The organism is Myxococcus llanfairpwllgwyngyllgogerychwyrndrobwllllantysiliogogogochensis (assembly GCF_006636215.1).
Taxonomy (GTDB): Bacteria; Myxococcota; Myxococcia; order Myxococcales; family Myxococcaceae; genus Myxococcus; species Myxococcus llanfairpwllgwyngyllgogerychwyrndrobwllllantysiliogogogochensis.
In genome coordinates this window covers 1-430 of record NZ_VIFM01000818.1, presented here as the reverse complement: position 1 = coordinate 430, position 430 = coordinate 1, and the positions used below count along the sequence as shown (strand labels likewise).

The following is a 430-nucleotide window of genomic DNA, read 5'->3' as shown; positions in this document are numbered from 1 at the left end:
TTCCTTATCTCTATTTATAAATGAAGGTAAACAAAACATTATAATGACCCATAAAAACAGACCAATAATCTTAACCGGCCACGGGTCAAGTAAGGCTATGCAAACAATAGCGCCTATAATTAGTAGCGGACCTGATAGTAAATTAAAAACACCGCTTATCACACCTATTTTTGTTCCCAGTAATCTATTCAATGCAATGGCGATGATATAAGCGCTGCCGATTATAATCGTCACTGCGATTGGTTTATTCTGCCAGTTATTAAACTCAGTCAGGCAAATAAAGCATGTGGTAATAATATAGGTGCAGAGAACTATATCGACGAGTGGCGTGATGATTTTTTTCATATCACCCAGCCTTAGCATTCGTATTTAAATGATCTTCCACTCTTTTCATAATCTTGTCGAATACGGGGTTGCCCTCGGTGTACCC

General features: G+C 38.1%; 1 protein-coding gene. It reads right to left on the bottom strand.

The window, feature by feature from the left end:
* A partial coding sequence (locus tag FJV41_RS55965) for a hypothetical protein (protein WP_141649639.1) occupies positions 1–345 on the bottom strand: 345 nt, incomplete at its 3' end.
* Positions 346–430: the final 85 nt, after the last annotated feature.